Annotated in this window: 1 protein-coding gene; it reads right to left on the bottom strand. The window is 67.6% G+C overall.

Annotation, left to right across the window (positions count from 1 at the left end):
- Nucleotides 1-166: 166 nt before the first annotated feature.
- Nucleotides 167-993, bottom strand: an 827-nt coding sequence (locus EOC06_RS25135) for a LysR substrate-binding domain-containing protein (protein ID WP_128309057.1), incomplete at its 5' end; no start/stop codon positions are given.

The raw sequence follows: 993 nt of genomic DNA, 5'->3' as shown, positions 1-993 counted from the left end.
GGCCCGCAACGCGTGGCGTCAAATATTTCTTAAAAAAGTGACACAGTCACGGAACCATCATCCGGGTCAGGCATTATGGGTGCGACGGGCCATCCCCAAGTCCCCCCAAACCCCTCGGCCCGTCCTACTCCAAGCCGACCGTAAGGTCGGCTTTTTCTTTGGGCATTCAGCCCGACAAGGCAAGGTTGCCGCTGAGAAGGGCCGCCAGATCGCCCGCCGGACCATCGGAGCCAGCGCGCAACCGGATGGCGAACTCAGCCATTGGAACCTGCGGCAGGCCAAGCTCGCGCGGCGCCTCGACAATGCCGGAATGGGCAAAGCGAGCCGTTCGCAGCGTCAGCGCGACACCGGCGTTCACCGCCGTGCGCAGGCCGGCCAGACTGGCGCTGCCGGCAGCGATGCGGTAGCGGCGGCCGGCAGCATCGAGTGCGGCAAGTGCTGCCTCGCGAAAACCGCAATACGGATCGAGCAGCGCCAGCGGCAATTCCTCCTGCCGCGAAGCCAGCCCTTTTTGCGAACACAGCCATATCATCGGCTCGCGCAGCACGCCGACCTCGTCCAACGCCGCTGCCTGGCGCATGACGATCGCCAGATCGAGGCCGCCAGACTGCAGCGCCTGCGCCAGTTCGGCGGAACGGCCGACCCGCAGTTCGATCCTGACGCGTGGATGGCTGCCGGCGAAGGCACGCAGCAGGTCCGGCAAGCCGCTGTCGGCGAAATCCTGTGTCGTGCCGATGGCGACGCGTCCGGCAGCGCGCGCCCCCTTGAGCGCCAGCCAGGCCTCGCGATGGGTGGCAAGGATTCGCCTGGCATGGCCGACGAGGTCTTCGCCTGCAGGGGTCAAGCCGCGCCCTCGCCCTTGCGGCGCCAGCAGCGGCTCGCCGAGGATTTCCTCCAGCCGCTGCATCTGGGCGGTCACCGCCGAGGGCGAACGGCCGATGCTTGCAGCCGCCTGGGCCAGCGAGCCGCTGTCGACGAAAGCGAGGAAGGTTC

It is taken from the genome of Mesorhizobium sp. M7A.F.Ca.MR.362.00.0.0, assembly GCF_004023175.1.
Classification (GTDB): Bacteria; Pseudomonadota; Alphaproteobacteria; order Rhizobiales; family Rhizobiaceae; genus Mesorhizobium.
This window is presented reverse-complemented; position numbering and strand designations above follow the sequence as displayed.